General features: G+C 39.8%; 20 protein-coding genes and 6 pseudogenes. 21 read left to right on the plus strand and 5 right to left on the minus strand.

Annotated elements, in window-relative coordinates; all coding sequences use genetic code 11:
* The 19 genes and pseudogenes from V6C71_19205 to V6C71_19295 all read left to right on the plus strand — a co-directional run bounded on the left by V6C71_19205 (position 1) and on the right by V6C71_19295 (position 18,409).
* Positions 1–506 (plus strand): annotated as a pseudogene (locus V6C71_19205) (transposase).
* Between the two features lie 48 nt (positions 507–554).
* Positions 555–1,601 (plus strand): AMP-binding protein, encoded by a 1,047-nt coding sequence (locus tag V6C71_19210; protein ID HEY9770591.1) that lies wholly within the window; start codon positions 555–557, stop codon positions 1,599–1,601.
* Complete coding sequence (locus tag V6C71_19215) at positions 1,543–2,199, plus strand: AMP-binding protein (GenBank protein ID HEY9770592.1); 657 nt, start codon at positions 1,543–1,545, stop codon at positions 2,197–2,199. Before V6C71_19210 ends, V6C71_19215 begins: the two co-directional genes overlap by 59 nt.
* Positions 2,196–3,143: pseudogene (locus V6C71_19220) on the plus strand (condensation domain-containing protein). Before V6C71_19215 ends, V6C71_19220 begins: the two are co-directional and overlap by 4 nt.
* 38 nt (positions 3,144–3,181) lie before the next feature.
* Positions 3,182–4,126, plus strand: coding sequence for a diaminobutyrate--2-oxoglutarate transaminase (locus V6C71_19225; GenBank protein ID HEY9770593.1), 945 nt, complete (start codon positions 3,182–3,184; stop codon positions 4,124–4,126).
* 29 nt (positions 4,127–4,155) lie between these two features.
* Complete coding sequence (locus V6C71_19230) at positions 4,156–4,440, plus strand: hypothetical protein (protein HEY9770594.1); 285 nt, start codon at positions 4,156–4,158, stop codon at positions 4,438–4,440.
* A gap of 172 nt (positions 4,441–4,612) precedes the next feature.
* Positions 4,613–5,803 (plus strand): AMP-binding protein, encoded by a 1,191-nt coding sequence (locus V6C71_19235; protein HEY9770595.1) that lies wholly within the window; start codon positions 4,613–4,615, stop codon positions 5,801–5,803.
* A gap of 160 nt (positions 5,804–5,963) precedes the next feature.
* A complete protein-coding gene (locus V6C71_19240; GenBank protein ID HEY9770596.1) occupies positions 5,964–6,302 on the plus strand; it encodes a hypothetical protein in 339 nt (112 codons plus the stop codon).
* A gap of 248 nt (positions 6,303–6,550) precedes the next feature.
* A pseudogene (locus tag V6C71_19245) lies at positions 6,551–9,057 on the plus strand (condensation domain-containing protein).
* 183 nt (positions 9,058–9,240) lie between these two features.
* Positions 9,241–10,914 (plus strand): aminotransferase class V-fold PLP-dependent enzyme, encoded by a 1,674-nt coding sequence (locus V6C71_19250; protein HEY9770597.1) that lies wholly within the window; start codon positions 9,241–9,243, stop codon positions 10,912–10,914.
* Positions 10,860–11,522, plus strand: a complete 663-nt coding sequence (locus V6C71_19255) for a hypothetical protein (GenBank protein HEY9770598.1) — start codon at positions 10,860–10,862, stop codon at positions 11,520–11,522. Before V6C71_19250 ends, V6C71_19255 begins: the two co-directional genes overlap by 55 nt.
* Before the next feature lie 12 nt (positions 11,523–11,534).
* Positions 11,535–11,777 (plus strand): annotated as a pseudogene (locus V6C71_19260) (acyl carrier protein).
* Between the two features lie 79 nt (positions 11,778–11,856).
* Positions 11,857–12,912 (plus strand): polyketide synthase, encoded by a 1,056-nt coding sequence (locus V6C71_19265; GenBank protein HEY9770599.1) that lies wholly within the window; start codon positions 11,857–11,859, stop codon positions 12,910–12,912.
* A 34-nt stretch (positions 12,913–12,946) separates the two neighbouring features.
* Positions 12,947–14,779, plus strand: a pseudogene (locus tag V6C71_19270) (type I polyketide synthase).
* 44 nt (positions 14,780–14,823) lie between these two features.
* Positions 14,824–15,960 (plus strand): KR domain-containing protein, encoded by a 1,137-nt coding sequence (locus V6C71_19275; protein HEY9770600.1) that lies wholly within the window; start codon positions 14,824–14,826, stop codon positions 15,958–15,960.
* Between the two features lie 1,089 nt (positions 15,961–17,049).
* A complete protein-coding gene (locus V6C71_19280; GenBank protein ID HEY9770601.1) occupies positions 17,050–17,361 on the plus strand; it encodes a hypothetical protein in 312 nt (103 codons plus the stop codon).
* 12 nt (positions 17,362–17,373) lie between these two features.
* A pseudogene (locus V6C71_19285) lies at positions 17,374–17,568 on the plus strand (aldo/keto reductase).
* A gap of 134 nt (positions 17,569–17,702) precedes the next feature.
* Positions 17,703–18,077, plus strand: a complete 375-nt coding sequence (locus V6C71_19290) for a hypothetical protein (GenBank protein ID HEY9770602.1) — start codon at positions 17,703–17,705, stop codon at positions 18,075–18,077.
* 47 nt (positions 18,078–18,124) lie between these two features.
* The gene (locus tag V6C71_19295) at positions 18,125–18,409 is read left to right on the plus strand and encodes a hypothetical protein (protein ID HEY9770603.1); all 285 of its coding nucleotides are present in this window, start codon (positions 18,125–18,127) and stop codon (positions 18,407–18,409) included.
* A gap of 298 nt (positions 18,410–18,707) precedes the next feature.
* Here V6C71_19295 and V6C71_19300 read toward each other — a convergent pair whose 3' ends face one another.
* From V6C71_19300 to V6C71_19320, 5 genes are all read right to left on the minus strand, one after another.
* Positions 18,708–18,923 (minus strand): hypothetical protein, encoded by a 216-nt coding sequence (locus V6C71_19300; protein HEY9770604.1) that lies wholly within the window; start codon positions 18,921–18,923, stop codon positions 18,708–18,710.
* 58 nt (positions 18,924–18,981) lie between these two features.
* On the minus strand, positions 18,982–19,974 hold the full coding sequence (bla, locus tag V6C71_19305) for a class A beta-lactamase, subclass A2 (GenBank protein HEY9770605.1): 993 nt from the start codon (positions 19,972–19,974) through the stop codon (positions 18,982–18,984).
* 465 nt (positions 19,975–20,439) lie between these two features.
* Positions 20,440–21,333, minus strand: a complete 894-nt coding sequence (locus V6C71_19310) for a TIGR04168 family protein (protein HEY9770606.1) — start codon at positions 21,331–21,333, stop codon at positions 20,440–20,442.
* Between the two features lie 164 nt (positions 21,334–21,497).
* The gene (locus V6C71_19315; protein ID HEY9770607.1) at positions 21,498–22,472 is read right to left on the minus strand and encodes a sugar transferase; all 975 of its coding nucleotides are present in this window, start codon (positions 22,470–22,472) and stop codon (positions 21,498–21,500) included.
* Positions 22,473–22,753: 281 nt separating this feature from the next.
* Complete coding sequence (locus tag V6C71_19320; protein ID HEY9770608.1) at positions 22,754–23,380, minus strand: DUF3318 domain-containing protein; 627 nt, start codon at positions 23,378–23,380, stop codon at positions 22,754–22,756.
* A gap of 268 nt (positions 23,381–23,648) precedes the next feature.
* Here V6C71_19320 and V6C71_19325 point away from each other — a divergent pair, with 268 nt between their 5' ends.
* Complete coding sequence (locus V6C71_19325; protein ID HEY9770609.1) at positions 23,649–24,569, plus strand: undecaprenyl-diphosphate phosphatase; 921 nt, start codon at positions 23,649–23,651, stop codon at positions 24,567–24,569.
* A gap of 11 nt (positions 24,570–24,580) precedes the next feature.
* Positions 24,581–25,915 carry a TIGR03279 family radical SAM protein gene (locus tag V6C71_19330; GenBank protein ID HEY9770610.1) on the plus strand — a complete coding sequence of 445 codons (1,335 nt, stop codon included), beginning with the start codon at positions 24,581–24,583 and terminating at the stop codon, positions 25,913–25,915.
* Positions 25,916–25,969: the final 54 nt, after the last annotated feature.

The following is a 25,969-nucleotide window of genomic DNA, read 5'->3' on the forward strand; positions in this document are numbered from 1 at the left end:
GATTATCCATATGGTTATAGTCCAAAGGGAGAAAGATGTTATGCACTTAAATCTGGAAAGAGAAAAGAGAGAGTTAGTTGGGTTGCCGCATTAAAAGAAGGAAAAGTATTTGCTCCATTAACTTTTGAGGGGTCATGCAATCGAGATTTATTTGAAACATGGCTGGAAAAAAGTTTGATTCCTCAACTTCAACCAGGGGATATCATTATTATTGACAATGCTACTTTTCACAAAGGACAAAATATTCAAGAAATAGTAGAAGAGGTGGGATGTCCTAAAGGACGACGCGAAGCTAGTGGTTTACCATACCGCTTCGCGACGCGTAGGACGCGGAGCTAATCCTTTAGGGCTAGTCCTTTAGGGCATATGAAATTTGGTATCTACCTCCCTATTCTCCTGATTTGAACAAGATAGAGCGTTGGTGGTCTGTTCTCAAAACTTGGATGAAGCAAAGAGTCAAGGAATTTGAAACTGTTCGAGAATGTGTTGATACAGCTTTCAAAAAATGTCAAACACGTATATGCGTAACGCTATACAAGCTTAAACTCTCTGGGATTCGTTGTCATGACTCTCTACTGCTAGAACTTAATTACGATCGCAGTTACTTCTCGCCAGAAGCTATTGAGAGTATTGCTAGGCAGTTTCAAACTTTGTTAGAAGATGCCATACAGCATCCAGAGTCAAGGATAGAGCAATTATCTATTTTGCCTCTGAGCGATCGGCATAAAATTCTCCAAGAGTTTAATCAAACTGCAAAAGACTATCCCCAAAACAAATCTATTCAGCAACTATTTGAGGAGCAGGTACAAAAAACTCCCAATGACATGGCGATTATTTTTGAGGAGCAGCAGTTAACCTATGCCCAACTCAATCAGCAAGCCAATCAATTAGCCCATCACTTGCGAAAGAAGGGAGTTAAACCCGAAGTTTTGGTGGGATTGTACTTAGTAAAAATCCTCTTTAGCCATTGTCGGGCTTTTAGGCATTCTCAAAGCAGGTGGCGCATACTTACCCTAGATGCCAATCTGCCTACAGAAGCCTTGAGGGAGCGCTTAGAAGATACTCAGATAATCTTAACTCAGCAAAATTTAGTTTCTAATTTACCTCAATCTACTAGAGAAATAATTTGTCTAGATGCAGACTGGGAAAAAATAGAGAGTGAAAACGATCTTAATCTAATCAACGCCACAACCAAAGAAAATTTGGCATATGTCTTGTTTACTTCTGGTTCGACTGGAAAACCCAAAGGAGTAGCTATTGAGCAGCAACAACTCCTCAATTATTACTATGCTGTTGCCGACAGGTTTAATTTAGAAGAGAACAAAAGTTTTGCTCTGGTTTCTTCCCTCGCAGCCGATTTAGGGAATACCGTTGTCTTCCCTGCTTTGTTAACTGGTGGTTGTCTGCATCTTATCTCGCGCGAAAGAGCAACCAATCCCGAAGCATTTGCTGATTATAGCGCTCGCTATTCCCTAGACTGTCTTAAAATCGTTCCCTCGCACTTAAATGCTTTACTTAAGTGCGACCAACCCAGAGAAAATATTGCCCAAAAAATGCTTAATCTTGGGTGGAGAAACCTTAAGCTGGCGATTAGTCCATAAAGTTCAACAGTATCAACCAAAATGCCAAATTTTCAACCACTATGGTCCTACAGAAACCACTGTCGGAGTTTGTACTTTTGCCATTTCCCCAGAAACAAATATTTCTGCATCCGCAACAGTACCTTTAGGAAAACCTTTAGTTAATACTCAAATTTACTTACTCGATCGCAGTTTACAACCAGTACCCATCGGTGTACCAGGAGAACTCTATATTGGGGGCAAAAATCTCGCACGGGGCTATTTTAACCAACCAGAATTAACTGCTGAAAAATTTATTAAGTTTCAGTCCCATTTGAAGGCAAGTGAGCAAAGATTATATAAAACTGGAGATAAAGCACGTTATTTAGAAGATGGTAATTTAGAATTCTTAGGCAGAATCGACCGTCAAGTTAAAATTCGGGGTTATAGGATTGAATTAGGTCAAATAGAGTCCACATTACAACAACATCCTAGTATTAAAGATGCGGTCGTCACAGTTACAGTTGACAAGTGCGATCGTAAACGTCTTGTTGCTTATATCGTCAAAGATCAACAGCAGAGATTAACTGACGAAGACTTACAAAATTTTCTCAGTCAGAAATTTTACCAGACTATATGATTCCCCCTGTCTGGGTACAATTAAAGGCTTTACCTCTGACCCTTAATGGCAAGGTAGATCGACAAGCATTACCAGCACCAGAGTCAGTAAAACCCACTTCAAGCAAGAATTTTATTTCTCCGCGTAATCCGACAGAGACAGTCCTAGCAGATATTTGGGCGCAGGTATTAGAAATTGAACGAGTCAGCATTGATGATAATTTCTTTGAGCTTGGGGGAGACTCAATTTTAAGTATTCAAATCGTCGCCAAAGTTAATCAAGCTGGTCTACAAGCTACCCCCAAACAAATTTTTGAATATCTTACCGTCGCTAGTTTAGCAGTAGAGGTAACTACTAAAGATGCTTCATCAGAGATTGGCTTAACCTCCCCAAAAAATAATAGTTATGAACTCTTATTACCAGAATTAAAAGATAAAATTCCATCCAATCTTATAGATTCAATTGTAGACATCTATGAACTGACACCCATACAAAAAGGAATCCTGTTTCACAGCTTATATGATTCGCAAAACGGACTGTACTTATTCCAAACCACATTTACTGTAAAAGCATTGCTTGATATTGATGCTTTTGCTGAAGCTTGGCAACAAGTAGTACAAAGACACATTATCTTACGCACAGGTTTCTATTAGAAAGATGTGTCACAACCGCTACAAGTTGTTTATCAACAAGTAACTGTTCCCTTAGAACATTATGATTGGCGAGAAATTGAGGTCGAGCAACAGCAAGAACAATTGAACTCTTTTTTAAACAGCGATCGCGCTAATGGCTTTGATCTAGAGAAACCCTGTCCGATGCGCTTGACTTTATTCCGCCTCGCTGATGACGCCTACGAAGTGGTTTGGACTAGACACTTTATTGTAGCAGATGGTTTGACAATTTTACTACTTCTGAGTGAAGTCGCACAAATTTATCAAGCTATATGTGAACAACAGTCATTTTAAATAATCGCCTAATTTAATCACCAAATTTAAAAGATCTCATGAAAATTTCTGAACAGTACGAATCAAATGTTAGAAGTTACTGCCGTAGCTTTCCTACTATATTTAACAAAGCTAAAAAATCAATTATTTATTCTGAATCTCAGGAATACATCGACTTTTTAGCAGGGGCAGGAGCATTAAACTACGGACATAACAACGATTACATCAAACAAAAAGTAATAGATTACTTAAATGCTGATGCGATCGCTCATGGTTTGGATTTTTATACTGCCGCTAAAGAAAAATTTATCGCCAAATTTCATAGTTCTATCCTGTCACCAAGAAAACTAGACTATCGTTTACAATTTTGTGGATCCACAGGAACAAATGCGGTGGAAGCTGCCTTGAAACTAGCGAGAAAAGTCAAACAAAGAACGGGAATATTTTCCTTTATGGGGGCATTCCATGGCATGATATCAGGCAGTTTATCAATTACAGGTAATAAAGAAATTCGGGCTGGTATCTCTGGTATTGCTAATGACGTTACCTTTATGCCTTATTCCCACGGCAAAATGGCAAATTTTGATACTCTGGAATATTTAGAATCTGTACTCGATGATTCTCATTCAGGTATCGCTAAACCAGCAGCAATTATTTTTGAACCCGTACAAGCAGAAGGAGGAATTATTGTTGCCCCCAGACAATGGATGCAAGAATTAAGAGCTTTGTGCGATCGGCACGATATTTTATTAATCTGTGATGATATTCAAGTTGGTTGTGGTCGTACTGGGTCTTTTTTCTCCTTTGAAAGAGCAAATATAGTTCCCGATCTAGTTATTCTTTCTAAATCTATTAGTGGTTATGGTTTTCCTATGTCATTAGTCTTAATTAAACCAGAACTAGATATCTGGAAAGCAGGTGAACATACAGAAACTTTTCGAGGAAATCAATTAGCATTTGTGGGGCAACTGCTGCACTTGAATACCGAGAAAACATCGATATAGAAAAAAAAGTTAAACGAAAATAATTCTTCTTGGAAAACTTTTTAAATCAAAAAATCAAACCAATAGATGATCAAATAAAAATAACCGGAATTGGGATGATTTGGGGCATCGATCTTAGTAAATTTAATAATCCAAGTCTAGTCAAAAATATAGGCAATTGCTGTTTTGACCGAGGATTAATTATTGAACGAGTCGGCAGAGAGGATACCGTTCTCAAGATTTTACCCCCTTTGAATATTGAAATGTCGATTTTGCAACAGGGTTGTTCAATAATTCAAGAAGTTCTAATTGATTGTTTAACTAAAGATATTTAAGCAACAAACTGTTGAATTATTTAGTAAATATTATCTTAATGCCTTAATAGCTAATATCAATAATGTTGACAATTGTCAAATAGCCGATCTGAGCTTAATTACTGAAGGCGATCGCACTCAGATTTTACAAGAGTTTAATCATAATAGTCGAGAGTATCCAGTTACCAAAACTATCGATCATTTATTTGAAACACAAGTAAATAGCACATCCGATCGCATTGCAGTCAGCTATAAAAATAATCATTTAACCTATCAACAACTGAACCAGAAAGCGAATCAATTAGCGAGATTACTTCAGCGATTAAAGATCCAGCCAGGAGAATTTATCGCTGTTATTAAAGCCAGAGATATTAATTTTTTAATCTCAATTCTGGCAATTTTAAAAGTAGGCGGGGTTTATATACCGATTGATAGTACTTATCCACCTGAAAGAATTAAACACATGGTTACGGATAGTCAAGTGAAGATTATTTTAACCGATGCAGCTAGTAAAGAATTTTTAAACGAATTAATTGTAGATTGTCCCGAAGTAAAGCATCTGGTTTGTTTAAATGGAGAAGAAGTAGGGGCGCAAACCTTGCGCCCAGGAAATAAAGAACACAAAGTAGAGATTAATGATTTCAGGTTTTCTTCAGTAGGAGAAAATTTCGATAATCTTAATTTAGAGAGAGCAGGAACAGATTTAGCATATACCATCTACACTTCAGGTTCTACGGGATTGCCCAAAGGAGCGATGATAAGACATGGTTGGGCGATTAATCATATTTTTGCTCAATTTGAGGCTTTAAACTTAACCCAAGATTTTACTTTCCTTCAAAGTGCGCCTGCTTCTTCTGATATTTCCGTCTGGCAATTTCTCGCACCTATCCTTATTGGGGATAAGACTATTGTTGTCGATACGGAAACCACCTGTGATCCTCTCCAGCTATTTCAAACCATTCAACAATCAAAAATCACTTTGCTCGAATTAGTACCAGCGCTACTTAAAGGGTTACTAGAGTATATTTCCCATTTAGCTCCTGAAGTTAGAAAATTACCATGTCTGCAATGGATGATGGTAACAGGAGAGTCGGTTTCAGTAACTTTAGTCAATGATTGGCTCAAGTTATATCCTACTATCCCAATTGTTAATGCTTATGGCCCAAGCGAAGCTAGTGACAATATTACTCAAGCAATTATTAAGCAACCCTTACCAGCCAACCAACGCACAGTTCCACATTGGCAAATCATTAGCCAACCTGAATTTATATGTTCTAGACAGGGATTTAAAATTATTACCTATCGGCGTACCAGGGGAAATATGCGTATCTGGTTATGGAGTTGGTGTAGGTTATTGGCAAAACGAAGAAAAAACCCAAGCTAATTTTGTTCCCAATCCTTTTCCTGAAACAGCCAAACTCTTACCAGGAGTAGAAATAGATTTACTTTATAAAAGAGATTTAGGGCGATGGTTAGATGACGGCAGGATAGAATATCTCGGTAAAATTGATAATCAAGTTAAAATTCGCGGATTTCGGATTGAATTGGGAGAAATTGAAGCAGTTTTAAGTCAACATCCAGAGATTGAAGCCGCAGTTGCGATCGCTCTAGAAGATGATTCAAGAGATAAAACGTTAGTAGCCTATGTCGTACCTAAAAATATCGGTCTGGTAAATAATAGTGAACTCATTCTACAGCTACGCCAGTTTCTCGAAGCAAGATTACCCCAGCAGATGATTCCCTCCGCTTTAATGGCTTTACACGCCTTACCACTAAGCCCAAGTGGCAAAATAGATAAACGAGCATTACCTGAAATTCAAGATGCCCCCAAAGAATTTATCCCACCCCAGACATTGACCGAAAAAACTATAGCAACTATTTGACAAGAGGTATTAAAGCGAGCGCAAATTAGCTTAGACGATGACTTTTTCGCTCTGGGGGGACACTCTCTGTTAGCTACCCAAGTTATTTCACGCTTAAGGGAGCAATACCCACAAGAAATACCTTTACGTAGTTTATTTGAAGAGACAACAGTAGCTAAATTAGCTACTTATCTTGACAGGATGCAAAGCCTACAACAATTACAGACTATCCCCACGGATCTAGCAAACGATCGCGAGGAAATTGAACTATGAAAACCATCAACGAGTTATTATCCCATCTTAATAGTTTAGATGTCAAACTCTGGACTGAAGACATCCCAGGAGATACTTCCGAGGTGCGCTTGCGCTGCAATGCTCCGAAAGACGTACTTACACCAGACTTAAAAAGCGAACTAGCACAACGTAAAGCAGAAATTTTAGAGTTTCTGCTTCAGCTTAACCTGTCTTCAACTGCGATCAAACCCGTTTCCCGAACTGATAATATCTCTCTATCCTTTGCTCAACAACGGTTATGGTTTGTCGATCGCTTAGAACCAGGGAATCCTTTTTATAATCAACCCGCTGCTTTACGTTTAACTGGTGAGCTTCAAATTGACATCCTAGAACAGAGTTTGCAGGAAATTATTAGACGACATGAAATTTTAAGAACCACATTTACCACCGTCGCAAGACAAACCGTTCAAGTTATTAAGTCAGAAGTTAATTTTCAGCTTCTAGTCATCGATATAAGTAATTTATCACCAATCGAAAAAGAAGCAAAAGTTAAACAACTAGCACCACAAGAAGCGCGATATCCATTCGACTTAGAACGAGACTTATTACTGCGAGTTAAACTGCTAAAATGCGATCGTCAAGAACATATAATTCTATTTACTACTCACCATATCGTCTCTGATGGCTGGTCAACAGGCATTTTAATTCAAGAAATAGCTACTCTCTATCAAGCATTTCTGGCAGGAAAACCATCCCCATTACCAGAACTTCCAATTCAATATGTTGACTTTGCTCTGTGGCAACGAGATTATTTGCAAGGAGAAACACTAGAGACTCAAAAAAATTATTGGCTCCAGCAATTAGAAAACGCTCCTAAAATTTTAGAACTACCTACAGACCATCCAAGACCAGCAACTCAAACTTTTCGAGGTGCAAAATACTCATTTAACTTATCTCAAGAATTATCCGCAGCTTTAAATAAATTGAGTCAGCAGCAGGGAAGTACCCTTTTTATGACTCTTCTAGCAGCATTCGAGACAATGCTATGGCGTTATACAGGACAAGAAGATATTGTAGTCGGTACTACCATTGCCAATCGTAACCGAGCAGAAATAGAAGGGTTAATCGGGTTTTTCGTTAATACCTTAGTGTTGAGAACTAGTTTGACGGGAGAACCGAGTTTTGAAGAATTACTCAAGCGAGTGCGAGAAGTAGCATTAGGAGCTTATGCCCATCAGGATTTGCCTTTTGAATTGTTGGTTGAGCAATTACGACCAGAGCGACACTTAAGCTATACACCACTTTTTCAAGTAATGTTTGTGCTTCAGAATGCTCCAATGTCGGCATTAGAGTTACCTGGTTTGACTTTGAGCACATTGGAAGGTGAAAGTGATACTTCTACTTCTAAGTTCGATCTAACTCTATATATGACAGAAACCGAGTCTGGATTAGAGGGATGTTTTGAATATAATACTGACCTATTTGAGCCTACAACTATTACTCGAATGGTAGGACATTTACAGACAATGCTTGAGGCAATTGTTGCTAATCCGCAACAGCGTTTGTCAGAACTACCATTCTTAACTAAACCAAAACAGCAGCAGTTATTAGTCGAATGGAATAACACTCAGGTAAATTATTCTCAAGATCAATGCCTACATCAACTATTTGAAGCCCAGGTAGAGAAAACACCTGATGCGATCGCAGTTGTTTTTGAAGATGAAGCATTGACCTATACACAATTAAATCAAAAAGCCAATCAACTAGCGCATTATTTAAAGTCTCTCGAAGTTGCTTCGGGAGTGCTGGTGGGCATCTGTATTGAACCATCCTTAGAACAAGTGGTGAGCTTGCTGGGTATTCTCAAAGCTTAGATCCCAACTATCCGCAAGAAAGACTGGCATTCATGCTGGAAGATTGCAATGTGCGTATCATATTGACGAAGTCAGAGGAGTTGCGCGAGCTTGCATCGCCCAAAGCTCTGACTTGGCAATCTCTGACCGAAAAGATTTCTTCTCAACAAGCCCATATCGTCTGTCTGAATAGGGATAAAGATGCCATTGCTAGAGAAAGTGTTGCCAATTTAAATTATCAAACACCACTGGATGATCTGGCATATGCCATCTATACATCAGGCTCTACTGGAAGACCTAAAGCCGTTCTCGGAAAAATTCGCGGCATTGTCAATCGCCTGCATTGGATCTGGGAAACTATACCATTTACAGCAGATGAGGTTTGCTGTCAAAAAACATCCATCAATTTTGTCGACCATGTCGCGGAGATATTTTCTCCTCTTCTCAAAGGAATTCCTCTGGTAATCGTTCCCGATAATGTACGGAGCGATATCCCCCAGCTAATGAGCTTGTTAAGCGATAAAAAAATAACTAGAATTGTTCTCGTTCCATCATTGCTAAGAGTAATACTGAACAGTGCGCCCCAACAACTGTCACAACTTCAACATCTTAAATATGTCTTTTGTAGCGGGGAAGCCCTGCCATTAAAGTTGGCTGAAACATTTCACCAGAAACTCAGTTCAGCCAGATTGTTCAATTTTTATGGCTCTTCAGAAATTGCTGCTGATGTTACCTGCTTTGAAGTTAATTTTTGGGAAACACGCCAAAGAATACTGCAATATTTCAAGCCAGAAGTTGTTCGTGGTGCATCTGAAGATCGGGTTCTTGGGGTTTATCAAAAACCTTTTACCAAGCCTGGCGTAAGTCCAGAAATGCTGGCTACAAAATTTCAACGGAGCGAGTTGCCTTTACATCCGATAACAGTTGACGATTATCACGATAGATTTACCCAAGAGGTACTTCCATACGCGATCGATACAGCATCTCCTACATTTATTGGGCATATGACATCGGCTTTGCCCGATTTTATGCACGATATGAGCAAGATTATCTCGCGATTAAACCAAAATCTAGTCAAAATCGAAACATCAAAGTCTTTGATCTTTTTGGAACGAGAGGCGATCGCCATGCTGCATCGTCTTGTTTACAGCTTTTCAGGTAAATTTTACACGGAAAATATTCAGCAGAAAAATTACAATCTGGGGATTATTACAACTGGCGGTACAACGGCAAACATTAGTGCCTTATTATGTGCGCGAAATTCAGGATTGTTAACCAAAGAAAAGTCTGGTGAGTTATCAAAAGAAAGCCTTTACAAAGTTCTGAGTCACAAAGGATATCAAGATATTGTTATCATTGGCTCTCGGCTAATGCATTACTCTCTCAATAAGGCAGCTTCCATATTAGGTCTGGGGACAGACAATATTGTTTTTATTGACAGTAATGATGACGCAAATTTAAATCTCAATCTGCTGGAAGCAAAAATCCGCGAGTGCAGAAGAAATAAGCTCTACATCCTGGCACTTGTGGGCATCCCTGGAACAACAGAAACTGGTGAAATCGATCCTTTATGGGAAATGGGCGAAATCGCCCAGGAATTCGGCATTCATTTTCATGTGGATGGTGCTTGGGGTGGTGCGACGATATTTTCCGATAAGCATAAAGGAAAATTAAAAGGAATTGAGCGAGCTGATTCTATAACTATTTGTGGTCATAAACAGTTATATCTACCTCAAGGTATCAGTGTTTGTCTGTTTAAAGATCCGCAGATGTTAAACTCTGCGGCAACCACAGCTCGTTACCAAGCTCAGCAAGATACATTTGATGTGGGACGATTCACAATTGAGGGATCACGCTCAGCGATTTCGTTGTGCTTACACAGTGCGCTTCATATTATCGGCAAAAGGGGATACGAGATCCTAATTAACAATGGCATAGAGAAAGCCCAATATTTTTCCAGACTTATAGAATTACTTAAACCGTTTGAACTTTTAATGCCACCAGCTTTGAATATCGTTAATTATCGATATATTCCTAATGATTTAAGAGTAAAAGCACAACAAAAATCTTTGAGTGGCGATGACATCCAAAGAATTAATCAACTCAATACACAGATACAAAGAGAACAATTTGAACAGGGAATGATATCTAAGACTACTTTGATGGACACTGCCTATGGCAAAGACCAAGAAATTGTTGTATTTAGGGCTGTTTTGTCCAATCCAAATACAACCGCTACAGATTTGCAAACTGTTCTTGAAGATCAATTGAGAATCGCCAATCAAATTGAAACAAGAAGTAACGATGAATCGAATGGTATAAAAGATCTCTCAGTTCAAGGAATTGGCTCGGATGATAGGGAAACTGCTGTCGTGCAAAAAGAAGCAATACATTTGCGGTTAGCGGACGATCTAAAAGCGGATTTAAAGAATATCTCCAAAAAAATACGGTTTCAATTGGAAAACCGATTGCCAACACACAAATATATATTTTGGACAAATATGGCAATCTTCTACCGCCGGGTATTACGGGGGAGCTATATGTAGGGGGAGATGGACTGGCACAAGGGTATTTAAATATGCCTGAGTTAACCCAGGAAAAGTTTATCCTCAATCCGTTTATTAAAGACAACGGTAAAACTAAAAAAGCAAAAGAAGCAAGATTGTATCGGACTGGAGACTTAGCCCGCTGGCTGCCAAATGGTCATATCGAATTTCTAGGACGCATCGATCACCAAGTGAAGGTTCGCGGTTTTCGCATCGAATTGGGAGAAATTGAAGCTGTTGTCAGCCAGCACCCAGCAGTCCGAGAAGCTGTAGTATTAGTCAGGGAAGACTCAGTAGATTCTCAACAAATAGTCGCTTATGTAGTTGCTCAACAAGAGCAAACTCTGACGATTACAGAACTACGGGAATTTTTGGAATCAAAGTTACCAAACTACATGATTCCCAATGCTTTGCTTTTATTAGAGGCGCTACCATTAACACCTAATGGCAAAGTTGACCGTAAAGCACTACCTGTACCCGACCAAGTACGTCCTGAATTGGAAGCAGTTTATCTAGCACCTCAAACTGAGGTAGAAAAAACTATTGCTGATATTTGGCAAGAAGTTCTTGGTATTGAAGACGTTGGTATTCACGATAATTTCTTTTAACTAGGCGGTCATTCACTGCTTTTGGTTCAAGTTCATAGTAAGTTGCAAAAAATATTTCAGCAACTTTCATTAGTTGATGTTTTTCAATATCCAACCATCAACTATTTAGCTAAATATTTAACTAAGTTACAGAAAAAAACACAAGTTGTTCGAGAAAATGTTCGTCAAAATAAAAGTCGCACGGCTTCAATGAATCGTCGAAAACAAGCTCGACAAAATTATCAGACTACAAAGTATCAATCAAATAAAGAATAAAGTTTATTCATTCATTTGATGAAACGCTCTGCTCATAAACTATAAAACGTCAAGCAAAATTTACCAAAAAGCACTGTAAATGGACATAGAAAATAATTTAGTTGATAGCTTTCATGATAAAGATGAAATGGCTATTATCGGTATGGCAGGTCGTTTTCCTGGTGCAAATAACGTCAATATTTTTTGGCAAAATCTGCAAAATAGTATAGAGTCAATTTCTTTTTTTACTGATGAAGAATTATTATCTACAGGAGTAGAACCCACACTATTGAGTGACCATCGATATGTGAAAGCGGGTACTGTATTAAAAGATATAGAACTATTTGATGCTTCATTTTTCGGTTTAACTCCTAAAGATGCAGAAATTACAGACCCGCAACACCGTATTTTCATGGAATGTGCTTGGTCAGCTTTACAAGATGCTGGTTATGATTCGGCAACTTATACTGGTCAAATAGGTCTTTTTGCTGGTACTACCGTCAGTAATTATTTATTATCAAATTTATATCCTAATCAAGATTTTATAAAATCAGCTGGCGCGTTCCCCATTTTTATAGGCAATGATAAAGACCATCTAACTACACAAATTTCTTATAAGTTAAATCTTAAAGGACCAAGTGTAAATGTTCAGACCACCTGCTCTACATCATTGGTGGCAGTTCACTTAGCCTCTCAAAGTTTATTAAATGGAGAAAGCGATATTGCACTTGCAGGTGGTGTTTCGATACAAGTTCCCCAAAAAACTGGTTATTTGTATCAAGAAGGAGAGATTAATTCTCCTGACGGACATTGCCGAGCCTTTGATGCTCAAGCTCAAGGAACTATTTTCGGTAGCGGTTCGGGTGTGGTGGTCTTGAAGCGATTGTCAGACGCTGTTGTTGATGGCGATCGCATTCATGCGGTAATCAAAGCTTCAGCTATCAATAATGATGGTTCTTTGAAGGTTGGATACACTGCTCCCAGTGTTGATGGTCAAACAGAGGTAATTTTAGAAGCACTAGCTTTGGCTGAAGTTGAACCAGAAACCATTAGCTATATCGAAGCTCATGGAACAGGAACCCCTTTAGGAGATCCGATTGAAATCGCGGCTCTCACACAAGCGTTCCGTACCAGAACAAATAAAAAAGGTTTTTAGCGCGATCGGGTCAGTCAAAACTAATATTGGGCATTTGGATGCAGCAGCGGGGGTAACAGGATTAATTAAAACTGTACTAGCACTAAAAAACAGACAAATACCTTCCAGTTTGCACTTTCAAGAACCAAATCCCCAAATAGATTTCGCCAATAGTCCCTTTTACGTTAATCATAAGTTATCAGAGTGGAAAACTAACGGGACACCTCGCAGAGCAGGTGTAAGTTCTTTTGGCATTGGTGGAACTAATGCCCATGTAATCTTAGAAGAAGCTCCCATGATTGAAGCTTCTGATGCTTCCCGTCCTTACCAATTATTGTTACTCTCAGCCAAAACCAGCACAGCTTTAGATACTGCAACAGCACAACTGCACACTTATTTTGAGCAAAACCCCGATATTAACCTACCTGATGCAGCTTATACCTTACAAGTAGGTCGCCGGGATTTTGACTATCGCCGTGTAGTAATTTGCCAAGACCTAAATGATGCGGTGGAATCCCTTCACAGTCAAGACCCTCAAACTATTTTGAGTCACCATCATAAGTCAAATCACTGTCAGGTTATCTTCATGTTTTCAGGACAAGGCTCGCAATATACAAACATGGGGAGAGAACTGTATGAAGTAGAACCAACATTTACAGAACATGTAGATATCTGCGCCGAAATTTTGCGATCGCACCTTGGTCTTGATATCCGTTCTCTACTTTACCCCAAGCACGAAGAGATTGAAACCGCTTCTAAACAACTTCAGCAAACAGCTCTCACCCAACCTGCTTTATTTGTTACAGAGTATGCTTTAGCTCAGTTATTTTTATCTTGGGGAGTGTGCCCACAAGCAATGATTGGTCATAGTATTGGGGAATATGTCGCCGCAACTATTTCAGGTGTATTTTCTTTGGAAGATGCCTTAAAAACTGTGGCAAAAAGGGGACAGTTAATGCAACAAGTACCCCCAGGAAGTATGTTGGCAATTAAGCTTCCAGAAAAAGAGGTGTAGTTGTTGCTCGATAGAAACCAGTTGCCTCAACAATCCTTACAAATTGCAGTAGTTAACAGTCCATCTTCCTGTGTAGTTTCTGGAACAAACCAAGCCGTTGTAGCCTTAGAAAAGCAATTATCTTCTCAAGAAGTTCAATGTCGGCTGTTGCATACATCTCATGCTTTTCATTCTGTGATGATGGAACCTATCCTAAAAGCATTTAGCGAGGTATTCAAAACAGTCAAACTGAATGTACCACATATACGCTTTATTTCTAACGTAACTGGTGATTGGATTACTGAAAAACAAGCTACAAATCCAGATTACTGGTGCCAACATTTACGAAAAACTGTAAGATTCTCGGATGGTATGTCCCAATTAGTACAGCAGTTTGAAGGTGTTTTTCTTGAAGTAGGACCGGAAAGAACTTTAAGCACATTGACGAGACAGCATTTAGATAGAAATACTCAGCAACAGATATTAACATCTTTACCTCATGTCAAAGAGCAACAATCAGATGTTCGCTTTTTATTGCAAACATTAGGTTTGTTATGGCTTAGAGGTGTAGAAATAGATTGGTCGAAGTTTTATACTCATGAGCATCGTCATCGTTTGCCTTTGCCAACTTATCCTTTTGAACGACAAAGATACTGGATTGATGCTAAATCCCCTTCACCTTCTATAGATCAAAAATTAACAGCATCAGACAATAAACAAGATATCGCTAACTGGTTTTATGTGCCTTCATGGAAACGTTCTTTACTGTCTAATTCTCCCTCTAGTCAAATACAATCTAAATCAGAAAATTGGCTGTTTTTTATAGATGATCTAGAAATAGGCAAGCAATTAGTTGACGTATTTGGGAGTCAAGATAAAATGTTATTACTGTAAAGAAAGGAGAACAGTTTAGCAAATTAAGTGAAGACATTTATACAATAAATCCATTTAGAAGGGAAGATTACGATACTCTAATTAAAAAATTAGAATTATCAGGTCAAAAACTAGAACAAATTGCTTATTTATGGAGCGTAAGTCATGATGAAACAAATCAATTAGGAAAATATTTAGAATTCAATAGTTTATTATTTCTCACCCAAAGCCTGAGTAAGCTAAAAATGAATAATAGCTTACGAATTTCGGTTATATCAAACAACATTCAAGATGTTAATGGTAATGAAAAACTCGACCCAGAGAAATCAGCAATATTAGTCTTGTGTAAAGTCATTCCGCAAGAGTATCCTAATATTAGCTGTAAGTGTATTAATATTGTTTTAACTAACCTCACAGACACACAAGAAAGACCAAAATATCATCAAAGTATTATTGACCAACTTTTGATTGAGTTAACTTCTGTATCCTCAGATAATGTCGTTGTTTATCGCGATCGCTACCGTTGGATACAAACATTTGAACCAGTTAGATTAGAATTAGTTGTTGACGAAAAAATACCTTTAAGAAAACAAGGCGTTTACCTATTTCCTGGAGGACTAGAAAGTATTGAAGTTGTGCTTGCAGAATACTTAGCAAAAACTTTTCAAGCGAAACTCATATTTATTGAGGATTCTACATTCCCAGAAAAAGATGATTTCTCACAATGGCTTGAAACTTATACTAAAGATGATGAAGTGAGTTACAAAATTCAACAATTATTAGCATTAAAAAATAATGGGGCAAAAGTTTTAGTACTGCGTACAGATAAAACTAATTATGAGCAAATGTATCAAATCCTTGCCACTGAAAATATTGGACAAATTAACGGGGTTATTTGTTCAACTGAAATAAAGCGCAAACATATATTTGCTTCCATTCCAGAAATTACAACCACCAAATTAGAAAATAATTTAAAATTACAACCTCGTAAAATTTTAGTATTAGAACGAGTATTACAGAATAAAAACTTGGACTTTTGTCTAGTGTTTTCTTATTTATCTTCTATTTTAGGAGGATTTGGATTAGGTTTATATTCAGCAAGTAAGCAGTTAACAAATACTTTTATTAACCGACACAATCACGATAATTGTTTACCATGCTATATTATAGATTGGGATAAATTAGAACTGAATGGAAATTAGAAACAAACAACGCTAGAGCAAGTATCTGGTTCAAAATTAGCTATTACCTCAACAGAAATAATAGAAGTATTCAAACGAATATTTTCTTTAAATTTAGGTGCGCAAATTATTCTTTTAACGGTAAATATAACTACGAGTAAAAATCAAATATTTAACCTGAATAAGAAAGAAAATGCACAATCTAATAATCAATTAGATTTAGGTTCGCATTACTCTAGACCTGGCCTTAGTATATTCCTATGTTGCTCACACAAATAATTTAGAAAAACAAATTACGGAAATATGGCAAGAAGTACTTGGAATTGCAGAAATTGGTATGTAATCCCCTAGATCTCTGGCTAGAAAGAGAATCAAAAAATCCAAGATTATGAGAAATTTGAGCAATTTGTAAAGCAACATCAGGACAAGACACAACGTCAAATAGCAGAGTCGTGGGGAGAAAATCTGACTCAGCAAAACGTAAGTGATGGAATCAAAATATTGTCGATGCGGTGGCATTTGAATTGACAATATGTTGTCAATATAACTCGTAAGAAAGCCACTAACCTGAGGCCACACCCAACCACCGCCGAACAGTTCGACTCGAGTAACCCGCGATTTATCGCCGACAGATTTACGCTCCTCGCCCAGATGCGTGAGGAAGCTCCAGTAACATTCCTGCCCGCACTTAATGAGTTTAATACTTTCAAAATAGAAATAACGTAATTATTCACTCTCATGCAAAATCAAGAACAAGCTGTAGTCTTCGACAAAGAATGCGCCTCTACCTAAGACGAAAGAGCGGCTAAACTTGCTCCGTTGCGTGACACACCTCATTTCAAGTTCTGTGGAAAATCTGATTAGTGAATAATACTGATGTTTGCCGTAATTGTTGGATTCGGTTACTTAGTTGCCAATACCGTCAACATCGGAATTAACCCCAATATTCCCCGGTTACTCCTTTACAGAGCAATAAGTGGCTCATATCATTTAGTTGGTATTTTGATGGTTAGCATTATTCTGGTTTCAATGAGATAGTGATTTTGCCACCATTACTTACCCTGTTGTATATCCTTATTTGAACGACATTGAATAGAACGTAGGAAAAAAATGAAAGCAATAATAATTAACGCATACGGCAATGAAGACGTTTTGGATTACGTCGATGTCGAACGTCCAGAGCCGAAAGTGGACGAAGTTCTGGTGAAAGTTCACGTCGCGGCGGTCAATCCGGCTGACTGGAAAATCCGCGATGGGATGGGCGAAAGTTTCGGGTTCAAACTTCCGCCTCCCGATAATTTTCCACCTGACGATTGGCGGCGGCATAGTCCCCGCTTTCAAGGCGAGAATTTTTACCGCAACTTAAAACTGGTCGAAGAAATCAAGCAAATCGCCGCTCAGAAACAGTGTACGCCTGCTTAACTTGCACTTGCCTGGCTGTTGGCAAAAGGCGAGGACATCATCCCCATTCCCGGAACGAAATGTCAAGCACGGCTGCATGAAAATGTAGGGGCATTGGAGATTGTGTTGACGGCTGACGAACTGCAACAAATTGAAGCAATGCTTCCGATTGGCTCTGCTGCGGGAACTCGCTATACCGAAGCATTAATGCACTTCGTTAATCGTTAGTTAGACCGCAGCGCGCAGCTTAACTGAAGCACCGATATCAATCAGAATGCTCATCATCATCAGACGGAACAATTTTTGCCCTTCAGGGGCTGAAACAATTACAGAACCTACTCATGCAAAACACTTGCGAACAAATGAAAGCAATGGCTGTGGACGAGTTCGGCGGACCAGATAAGCCAACTTTGCATACCTTACCGCTGCCTGCGGTGGACGCGGGCGAAGTTTTGATTCGCATCGAGATCGCCGGAATTGGCATCTGGGAGAGGTTGGAGCGCGAAGGTGAGCTAGTGTATAACGAAGTCCACTTCCCGCGCGTGCTGGTCGGCAACGGCGTCGAGCGGTTTGCCGTCGGCGATCGCGTTTACGCACAAATCTTCATGAATGACAAGGGAGGTAGCTATGCCCAATATGTCGTCGTCTCCGAAAAAACGGTCGCGCCAGTACCTGATGGTATCGATATGCTGATGGCGGGCGGACTGCCCATTGCCGGTGCGACGGCGCTAAACTAATTTGAATGTGCTGGGGACGGGCGAGGAGACCCGATTGATGCTGTGGGGTGCAAGCGGCGGCGTCGGTCACGTCGCGCTTCAACTGGCTCAAGCGCATGGGCGTGCAGGTTTTCGCCATTGCGCCCGACGGCTTTGATGCTGCGCTGGTGCTGGTGGGCGGCGACAAAGTTCAATCCAGCCTCAGTTTGGTGCGTCAGGGCGGGATCATTGCCTTCCCTAACGGCGTGATGCCTGAACCCAAAGCGCCCGAGGGTGTGGAACTGAAAAAGGCAATATGGCTTCGCCGACCCAGTGTTGTTCGACCAACTCAACCGATTGGTGAGCATCGGTGAGTTTCAAGTTCGCATCGCGCAGACGTTTCCGCTCGAAGAGGCGGCGCAAGCGCACAAAGCAATGAAAAAGCATTATCGGGGCAAAATCGTGTTGCGCGTGAGCGACGAATAAGAGCCTGTCTAAAGAATGTCGCTAGGAGTCTAGACGTGCGGTAGGTAATGTTCAATATGTAATGATAGGCTGTCCTACTGTCGTCACATCGGGGTATAACCGCTGAGCCAGTTCCACCGATAACGCTGATTCGCCTCGGGATACAGAAGCATCGGTGCATCAATGCTCGACTCCTCAACCTCGACCTCACGGAGCAACTCGGCGACCTCTCGGCTTACCCCGACCACCAAGACGCAGGGGGCGTGCTCCTGCAAGTAGTCGGACAGACCCTTGGCTTCTCTCAGCCCCAGATTGGCGACTAGCCGCAGCGTCTTGACCAGCGGAACGACCCTTGACCCAGGCGACGTGACCCGGACTTGAAACTTCGACATTGTTGCCTCCTTGACTTTTTCGGTCGATCATTTAAGCTAACCCAACAGCGACAAACTTTGCAACTCAAACCCGGTGTCTAATGATCGGCTTATTTGCTCCATTCATCCCACACTGCTCGCGATATTTTTGCGATCGCTGCTTCACGAGTTGCAATATCAGCCTTGGCATCTGATACAAAGATTGCGATCGCAAAATGGTGCCCATTCGGTAGCGTCACAAGTCCTACATCATTGGTGGCAGCCGTAACCCCATCGACAGTACTCGATGTACCAGTCTTGTGAGCTACAGGTGTTCCTGTGGGCAACATGCCTTTAATACGCTTTAAACCTGTAGATGTCTCCATCATCAATTGCAGCAATAAGGTTTGACTCGATTCTGAAAGCCCTTGTCCTTTATGGAATGAACGCAATAGAACGACAGTAGTATCAGATGTTGCATAGTTGCGATACTGCACTGCTTTGTCTTGTGCTAGCTCCTTCTCTGTGTTAGCCACAACGATGTCGTTGACTCCAAGACTCTGCACATACTGAGTCACAATCTTGGGTCCACCGATAAGTCGTAACAGCATATCGCAAGCTGTATTATCACTGTCAGAGACCATGTACTTCAAGAGTTCAGCTAGACTGAATTCCTTCCCCTGCGAATTCTGGTCTAGGGCTACACTAAACTGGACAACATCGCTTCTCTCAACACGAACTCTTTGATCTAGTTTTAATTTTCCTCGATCAACCTGAGCTAGCACAGCCATTGCAATGGGAAGCTTATAAACGCTTTGCATCGGAAATCGCTGTTCTCCATTGAGCGTCACTGATTGTCCGGTTTCTAGTACCATAGCTGTAACTCCAACGCGCCCCTGAGCAGTGCGAGTAATTTGCTCAATGCGTTGGCGTAGCCTCTCCTTTGGAGAATCGCGTAATTCGTTTTCGTTGCCAGCGTTAGAGGTTATAACCTCTAACGGTAAATTCGTTTGGCTGTCTTGTTTGCCCTCTGTTTGATTGGAGCCACTGCCTTTACAACCAACAGTTAAAAAAGACAAGCAAACTATGTAAAGCCACACTCTTTTAATCATTACTTGAATCATAAGCTCTGAATTGGAATCGTCAACATTCTAGAAATATACTTGCTAATTACTAGATTTCCGATTTAAAGAGACCTTATCAGATTTTGGCAATTCTACTAACAGCTTTTATCCGTCCGCTGCTGTAGCGTGTTAGGTTTCACACTTGACCTGAAAATAGTGCAGCATAGCCCACGACTTCAACTGAGACCTTCCTAAACCGCTTCCTAAGGACTCGTTTCAAGCCCTCAAAAGCTGACATTAAGTAATATCTTTTTTCGCCAAACTGGAAAAAGTTTCAAGAATCTGTTCCATATAGCGTTGGAAAAGTAATTTAAGCATTAGATGGAGAATTAGACGAGTAAAGCCATTGTCGCCATTTAAACTAGCTAAATTAAAGCTAGCATCGAAACCATTCTCTGCGCCAAAAATAACGTAGACTTCACTGGAAGAACAATTGAGCGATCGCGCTAAAGATTACAGCTAAAATTAAGCTTGATAAAGAATTTCGTCTGATTGAATGCCAAAATCTTGATTCAACCAAACCAAAGAAATATTTTGCACCATTCCCTGACCTAGAGTTACCAAAGAGAAACTGCGTTTTGAACCTTGAGAACTTTTAGTGATGCGGGGTACACAGGCTGCATTGAAATACACCGTTCGCTCTCTTACTTCAACTATGTTTCTACGTTTGCCTCGGGGATTTTTTAAATCATGGTGCATATGTCCAAAGGTAACTAAAGGAATAGACTTACCTAAATTAACTACCTGAGCGATCGCCTCAGTCAGATCGCGATCGCCATAATCTCCTCCCTCTGTTTTCCAATCGCGACCACAAATTGATTCGGTTTTGTCCCCCAAACCGTAAGGACCATTGTGAGCAATAAAAATTACGGTTTCGTAAGCAGCATTTTGAGCAGATTTAACAATTTGCTGAGTAGATTCCTCAAAGCTATTGATGCCATAGCGATCGCGATAAAATTGACTATTTCTCCAGGTAAAGCCTCCCCAGCTGAAGGGACGACTACCGACAACGGACAGATCGAACTGAGGAAAATCTAACTTATCAAACCCGACATGAGCTTGCTTCAATAGATCTAACTGCTGCTGTACTCGATCTTCTTTAGACTGGTCATAAGGAGCTTTTTGTCTTCCCCAAGAAGATGCGCTGTACCAGGCATCATGATTACCCAAGATGGCAGCTTTAGGTGTTTTGACTGCTGCAATTTGACGGACTATTTCTACCGCTTCGTTACCAAAATCTCCAACAAATAAAACTAAATCTATACCTAAGTGCTGCAAAGCTATTTCGTCTTCGTGTTCCCATAAATCATGAACATCGCCGACTATAGCTATGGTAATTTTTGACTTATTCTGGGTCATTCAAACTAATTATCAAACTAATTATTATGTACAATATTATGTACAATTCTTGCAATACATTTTAAAAGCTCACTTAGTCAAGAGCTAAATTTAGCCTGAGAAATAATTAAAATGTTATTTTAACAGTATTAACTAATCATGAGCAGGTTTTATTGAGTACCAATTTAAACCGCACCGTTGTTTTTACTAAAAACAATGATTAGAGTTTTTAAAATTAGTTTTAGATCGTATTTTAAACTCCAATTACGCTGATACTGCAAGTCTAGCTTAATCACATCTTCAAAGTTACGTACCTGAGAACGACCATTGACCTGCCACTCTCCAGTCATGCCAGGTTTGACATCTAGTCTTTGCCACTCTGGTATTTGATAGACTTCTACCTCTTCAGGAGTTGGGGGACGAGTCCCTACCAAACTCATATCACCCTTAAGAACATTCCAAAACTGAGGCAACTCGTCTAGACTAGTGCGGCGCAAAAAACTGCCGATAGGAGTAATGCGAGGGTCGTTATCATTTTTAAAAAAAGCTCCACTCGCCTGATTTTTCACCTGTTTCTTCATCAATTCAGCGTTGGCGTACATAGAGCGAAACTTCCAGATTTTAAACTTGCGACCCATCCAGCCACAGCGAGTTTGATAGAACAGAATTGGACCTTTACTGTTTAGCCTAATGGCGATCGCAATCGGGATAAAAATAATACCTGTAATAATTAGCCCAACAACCGAGCCAGTAATATCTATCAGCCGTTTAACTATCGATCTGACCGAAGGATGGGTTTCGGGCGATTCTTTAAAAGACCATTTAACCGAAGATTTAATACTTAGAACATCCATTAGTCCTGTCATTGACAGAGTAGCCATTACAGGAGGCTGAACTGATTCTAAAATGAGTTCTATGTTCTTCGCTTGCGCTGATTTTAAGTTGGCAATTAGCGCCCCAATTCCGCTACTATCGATAAATCTGGTTTTACTAAAATCAAGAAGTATCTGATGGTGAGGAAGATTTTGTTGCAGCAGTAGACCCACAGTTTGTTTGAAGATCAAGGCTTCTAAAACTGTCAAGCGTTCTGGTATTTCTACAACTGGGCTGTCCTGAATAGAGGACAGAGGAAACAAGATTTCTGGTGTCTCGTCAATCATTAATTTTCAATTTTTAGCTATCAGCGAAATCAAACTGTATTAACGATAAAAGTTGATCGATAAAAATCAGCAAATTTACTTACTTTGAACCAGAAAACTGAATCGGAGGATTAGCAACAGTTCAAAGAACTATTTATTTAACTTACCCAAATACATAATGCTGCAAGCATTCATTTAGTTTCGTTAATTTAATTTAACATTAATTTGTCTCGATGAAGTTAGTCGCACCAGCTTTTATGGAAGAATCCAATATGCTAATATGCTTGATTTGTCAATCAATTTTAGAGGCGATTTTCTCTTCTACCAACCGCTTCTCTTCCTTCTTGTGTTTTAGCTTTGTCCTTAGATGCACTACGTCGTAATGCTTGAAGCCGTTCCTCGTATTTTTTTCTTTTGCGACGACTAGGAGTCATTTCAATTAAAGTTTTCAAGGCGCTACCAAGACTTTTATAGGCATTGGGTAAAGAATAACCAAAACGAGTCGCTAGAGCGATCGCTTTTTCATCAGCTTCAATTGCTTCAGTAATTGTTTTTTCGCTACTATTTTTCTGCCACAGGCGATAGCCTGAGATTCCACATAAGGATAGAGCTAATAAAAGCAGCAAGCCGTCTTGTACCCATAGTTCACCGACTGCACCGCCTAAGCCGATCGCTAAAGCTGCCATTTCCCATCCTTCCTTGGGAATTGTGTCGTTTTGTACCCTAGCTACCTCATGCCAAAATAGTAAATTACGCTGATCGATCGCCAAACTGTCCCATTTAGCCAGATCGATCTGGATTTCGATCTCGTCTTTGCCGATTTCTTCGCTACGTACTAAAGGCGGGTTGACTTCGGTTGAACCTTCGACAATCACCCAGCTTTGAAGTTCTGGGGGGAGCAAAGTTTTCAAACGACGCAGTTCATTAATTTCTGCTCTAGCGGAGGAGGTTGCATAACTCATACGTCTACCAAATTAATACTTTGATTACTAGTAATTTCTCAGTGTACTCACTTTATTATCATATCTAAATTTATTTGTTGGTTTAAAATGGTTGGGTTTTGGAAGATTCCCAGATAAACTGAAGACTTAACAAATGTTTTTGATTTGAAATCAATATAATACTATGTTTAGGCAGATTAAAAAATATTCAAGCCTGATTTATTTTTTGTGCTTTGGTGTGATATTTAGCTTAATTTTGTCTGGACTAGACCATACTGCCGTAGCTAATAGCGCTCTTTTAGCTCAAGACGCAGCAGTAGATGCTGTAGGTGGAGTAACTCAAGTAAATTTATTTCAGGCGATCGTTCTGGGTTTTGTCCAGGGAGCAACAGAGTTTATTCCTATTAGCAGTACAGCCCACTTAAAAGCTGTTCCCGTATTTTTTGGCTGGGGCGATCCTGGAGTTTCCTTTTCGGCTGTAATTCAACTTGGTAGTATTGCTGCGGTTATCTCTTATTTTTGGTCAGATTTAAGTCAAATTACCACAGGGATGATTAAGGCAATTCGCTATTCTAATTATCAGTCCCAAGATTTTTGGTTAGCAGTGGGAATTAGTGTGGGAACAATTCCTATTTTAGTTATAGGTTTAGCTATTAAAATTTTAGTTCCCGATTTTGATAATTCTCCCCTCAGAAGTATGCCTTCAATTGCTATTGTTTCCATTGTGATGGCTTTATTGTTGGCTTTGGCAGAATATGTGGGTAATCAAAAACGTAATTTTGCAGATTTGACAGCAAAAGATGGCATTTTAATTGGTCTTGCTCAAGCCTTAGCAATTATACCTGGAGTATCTCGTTCTGGTTCAACAATGACTGCTGGTCTGTTTAACAATATCGATCGCGCCTCAGCAGCGAGGTTTTCTTTCTTGTTAGGGATTCCTGCCATTACGATCGCAGGATTAGTTGAATTAAAGGATTTCATTGATACGGGTGTAAGTGGTTCGGGATTTTTACCTTTGATTGCTGGGTTAATCTCTTCGGCAATTTTTTCTTATTTAGCGATCGCCTGGTTATTAGAATTTCTTAAAAGAAGAAGTACTTGGGTGTTTGTTTGGTATAGATTGGGCTTTGGGGTATTTATCTTAGCTGCTGTCGCTTTAGGATGGATAAAAGGTTAAAAAAACAATAAATGACTTTAGCTACCGTTCAACCTGCCAAAATTAGTCGGGTGTTGCCAGATTCAATCGCCGCCGAGATTGGGTTTGAACCTGGTGATGCGATCGTTTCGATTAATCGTACTCAACCTCGTGACTTAATTGATTATCGTTTTCTCTGTAGTGATGAGTATTTGGAATTAGAAGTTGTGGATACTGCGGGAGAGATTCACCAAATCGAAATTGAAAAAGATTACGATGAGGATCTGGGTTTAGAATTTGAGACAGCTTTATTTGATGGGCTAATTCAGTGCAATAATCATTGTCCTTTCTGCTTTATCGATCAACAACCGACGGGTAAGCGGCAAAGCCTTTATGATAAAGATGATGATTATCGTCTTAGCTTTCTTTATGGTAGCTATCTGACTCTAACTAATCTTACCGAAAAAGAATGGCGACGAATCGAACAGATGCGGCTTTCTCCTTTATTTGTCTCGGTACACGCCACCGAACCAGATATCAGAACTCGCCTACTCAAGAATAATCGTGCTGGGTTAATCATGTCCCAGCTTAAGTGGTTTCAAAAGCGACGTTTACAAATACACGCTCAGGTAGTTATTTGTCCTGGCATTAATGACGGAGTACATTTAGAAAAAACTCTTTTAGATTTAGCCTCATTGCATCTAGGAGATCTTCCCGCCGTTGTCTCCGCAGCAGTTGTTCCTGTTGGCTTAACGCGGTTTCGACCAACCGAAGATGAATTAATTGCGGTCAACCAAGCCAAAGCGATCGAGGTAATTGAACAAGTACAGCAGCTACAAAAAAAGTTCAAACAACAGTTTGGCAGCACTTTTGCTTGGTTAGCCGATGAGTGGTTCTTGATTGCCAGAAAAAATGTTCCGCCAGAATCTCACTATGAAGACTATCCCCAGATTGGGAATGGTGTTGGTTCAATCCGCTTATTTCTCAAGCAGTTTCAGGCTAAAGCTAAAGAGATGTTACCCAAAAAGATCGATCGTCCTCGTCGCTTTACTTGGGTAGTGGGTAATGCTGTCGAACAGGCTTTTCAGCCTTTAGTCAAACAACTAAATGAGGTAGAAGGATTAGAAATTAATCTAGTGGCTTTAAATAGCCAATATTGGGGGCAGGAAATTACCGTCACCGGCTTGTTAACAGGACAAGATTTGCTTGCAGGTTTACCAGGAAAAGATTTAGGCGATGCTATTTTATTACCTTCGTTGATGCTGAAACACGATGATACTAAATTTCTCGATGATTTGACGGTAGCTGATGTCAGTCGTCAGTTGGCAATTTCCATCTTTCCTGTGAGTGGTGTTGAGGAATTAATTAATCAGTGTATTGCTCGATAAATTAAAAAAAAGGGACAAAAGAAAAAGGTTTTGGGAGTCTTGCCGTGTTTCGAC

This window comes from Coleofasciculaceae cyanobacterium (genome assembly GCA_036703275.1).
GTDB lineage: Bacteria > Cyanobacteriota > Cyanobacteriia > Cyanobacteriales > Xenococcaceae > Waterburya.

What these genes read in the sequence shown, in the direction of transcription:
- V6C71_19225 (HEY9770593.1), top strand. Translation starts at nt 3,182, where the DNA reads ATGAAAATTTCTGAACAGTACGAATCAAATGTTAGAAGTTACTGCCGT.
- V6C71_19250 (HEY9770597.1), top strand. Translation starts at nt 9,241, where the DNA reads ATGCTGGCTACAAAATTTCAACGGAGCGAGTTGCCTTTACATCCGATA.
- V6C71_19265 (HEY9770599.1), top strand. Translation starts at nt 11,857, where the DNA reads ATGGACATAGAAAATAATTTAGTTGATAGCTTTCATGATAAAGATGAA.
- V6C71_19280 (HEY9770601.1), top strand. Translation starts at nt 17,050, where the DNA reads ATGAAAGCAATAATAATTAACGCATACGGCAATGAAGACGTTTTGGAT.
- V6C71_19290 (HEY9770602.1), top strand. Translation starts at nt 17,703, where the DNA reads ATGAAAGCAATGGCTGTGGACGAGTTCGGCGGACCAGATAAGCCAACT.
- V6C71_19300 (HEY9770604.1), bottom strand. Translation starts at nt 18,923, where the DNA reads ATGATCGACCGAAAAAGTCAAGGAGGCAACAATGTCGAAGTTTCAAGT.
- bla (HEY9770605.1), bottom strand. Translation starts at nt 19,974, where the DNA reads ATGATTCAAGTAATGATTAAAAGAGTGTGGCTTTACATAGTTTGCTTG.
- V6C71_19310 (HEY9770606.1), bottom strand. Translation starts at nt 21,333, where the DNA reads ATGACCCAGAATAAGTCAAAAATTACCATAGCTATAGTCGGCGATGTT.
- V6C71_19315 (HEY9770607.1), bottom strand. Translation starts at nt 22,472, where the DNA reads ATGATTGACGAGACACCAGAAATCTTGTTTCCTCTGTCCTCTATTCAG.
- V6C71_19330 (HEY9770610.1), top strand. Translation starts at nt 24,581, where the DNA reads ATGACTTTAGCTACCGTTCAACCTGCCAAAATTAGTCGGGTGTTGCCA.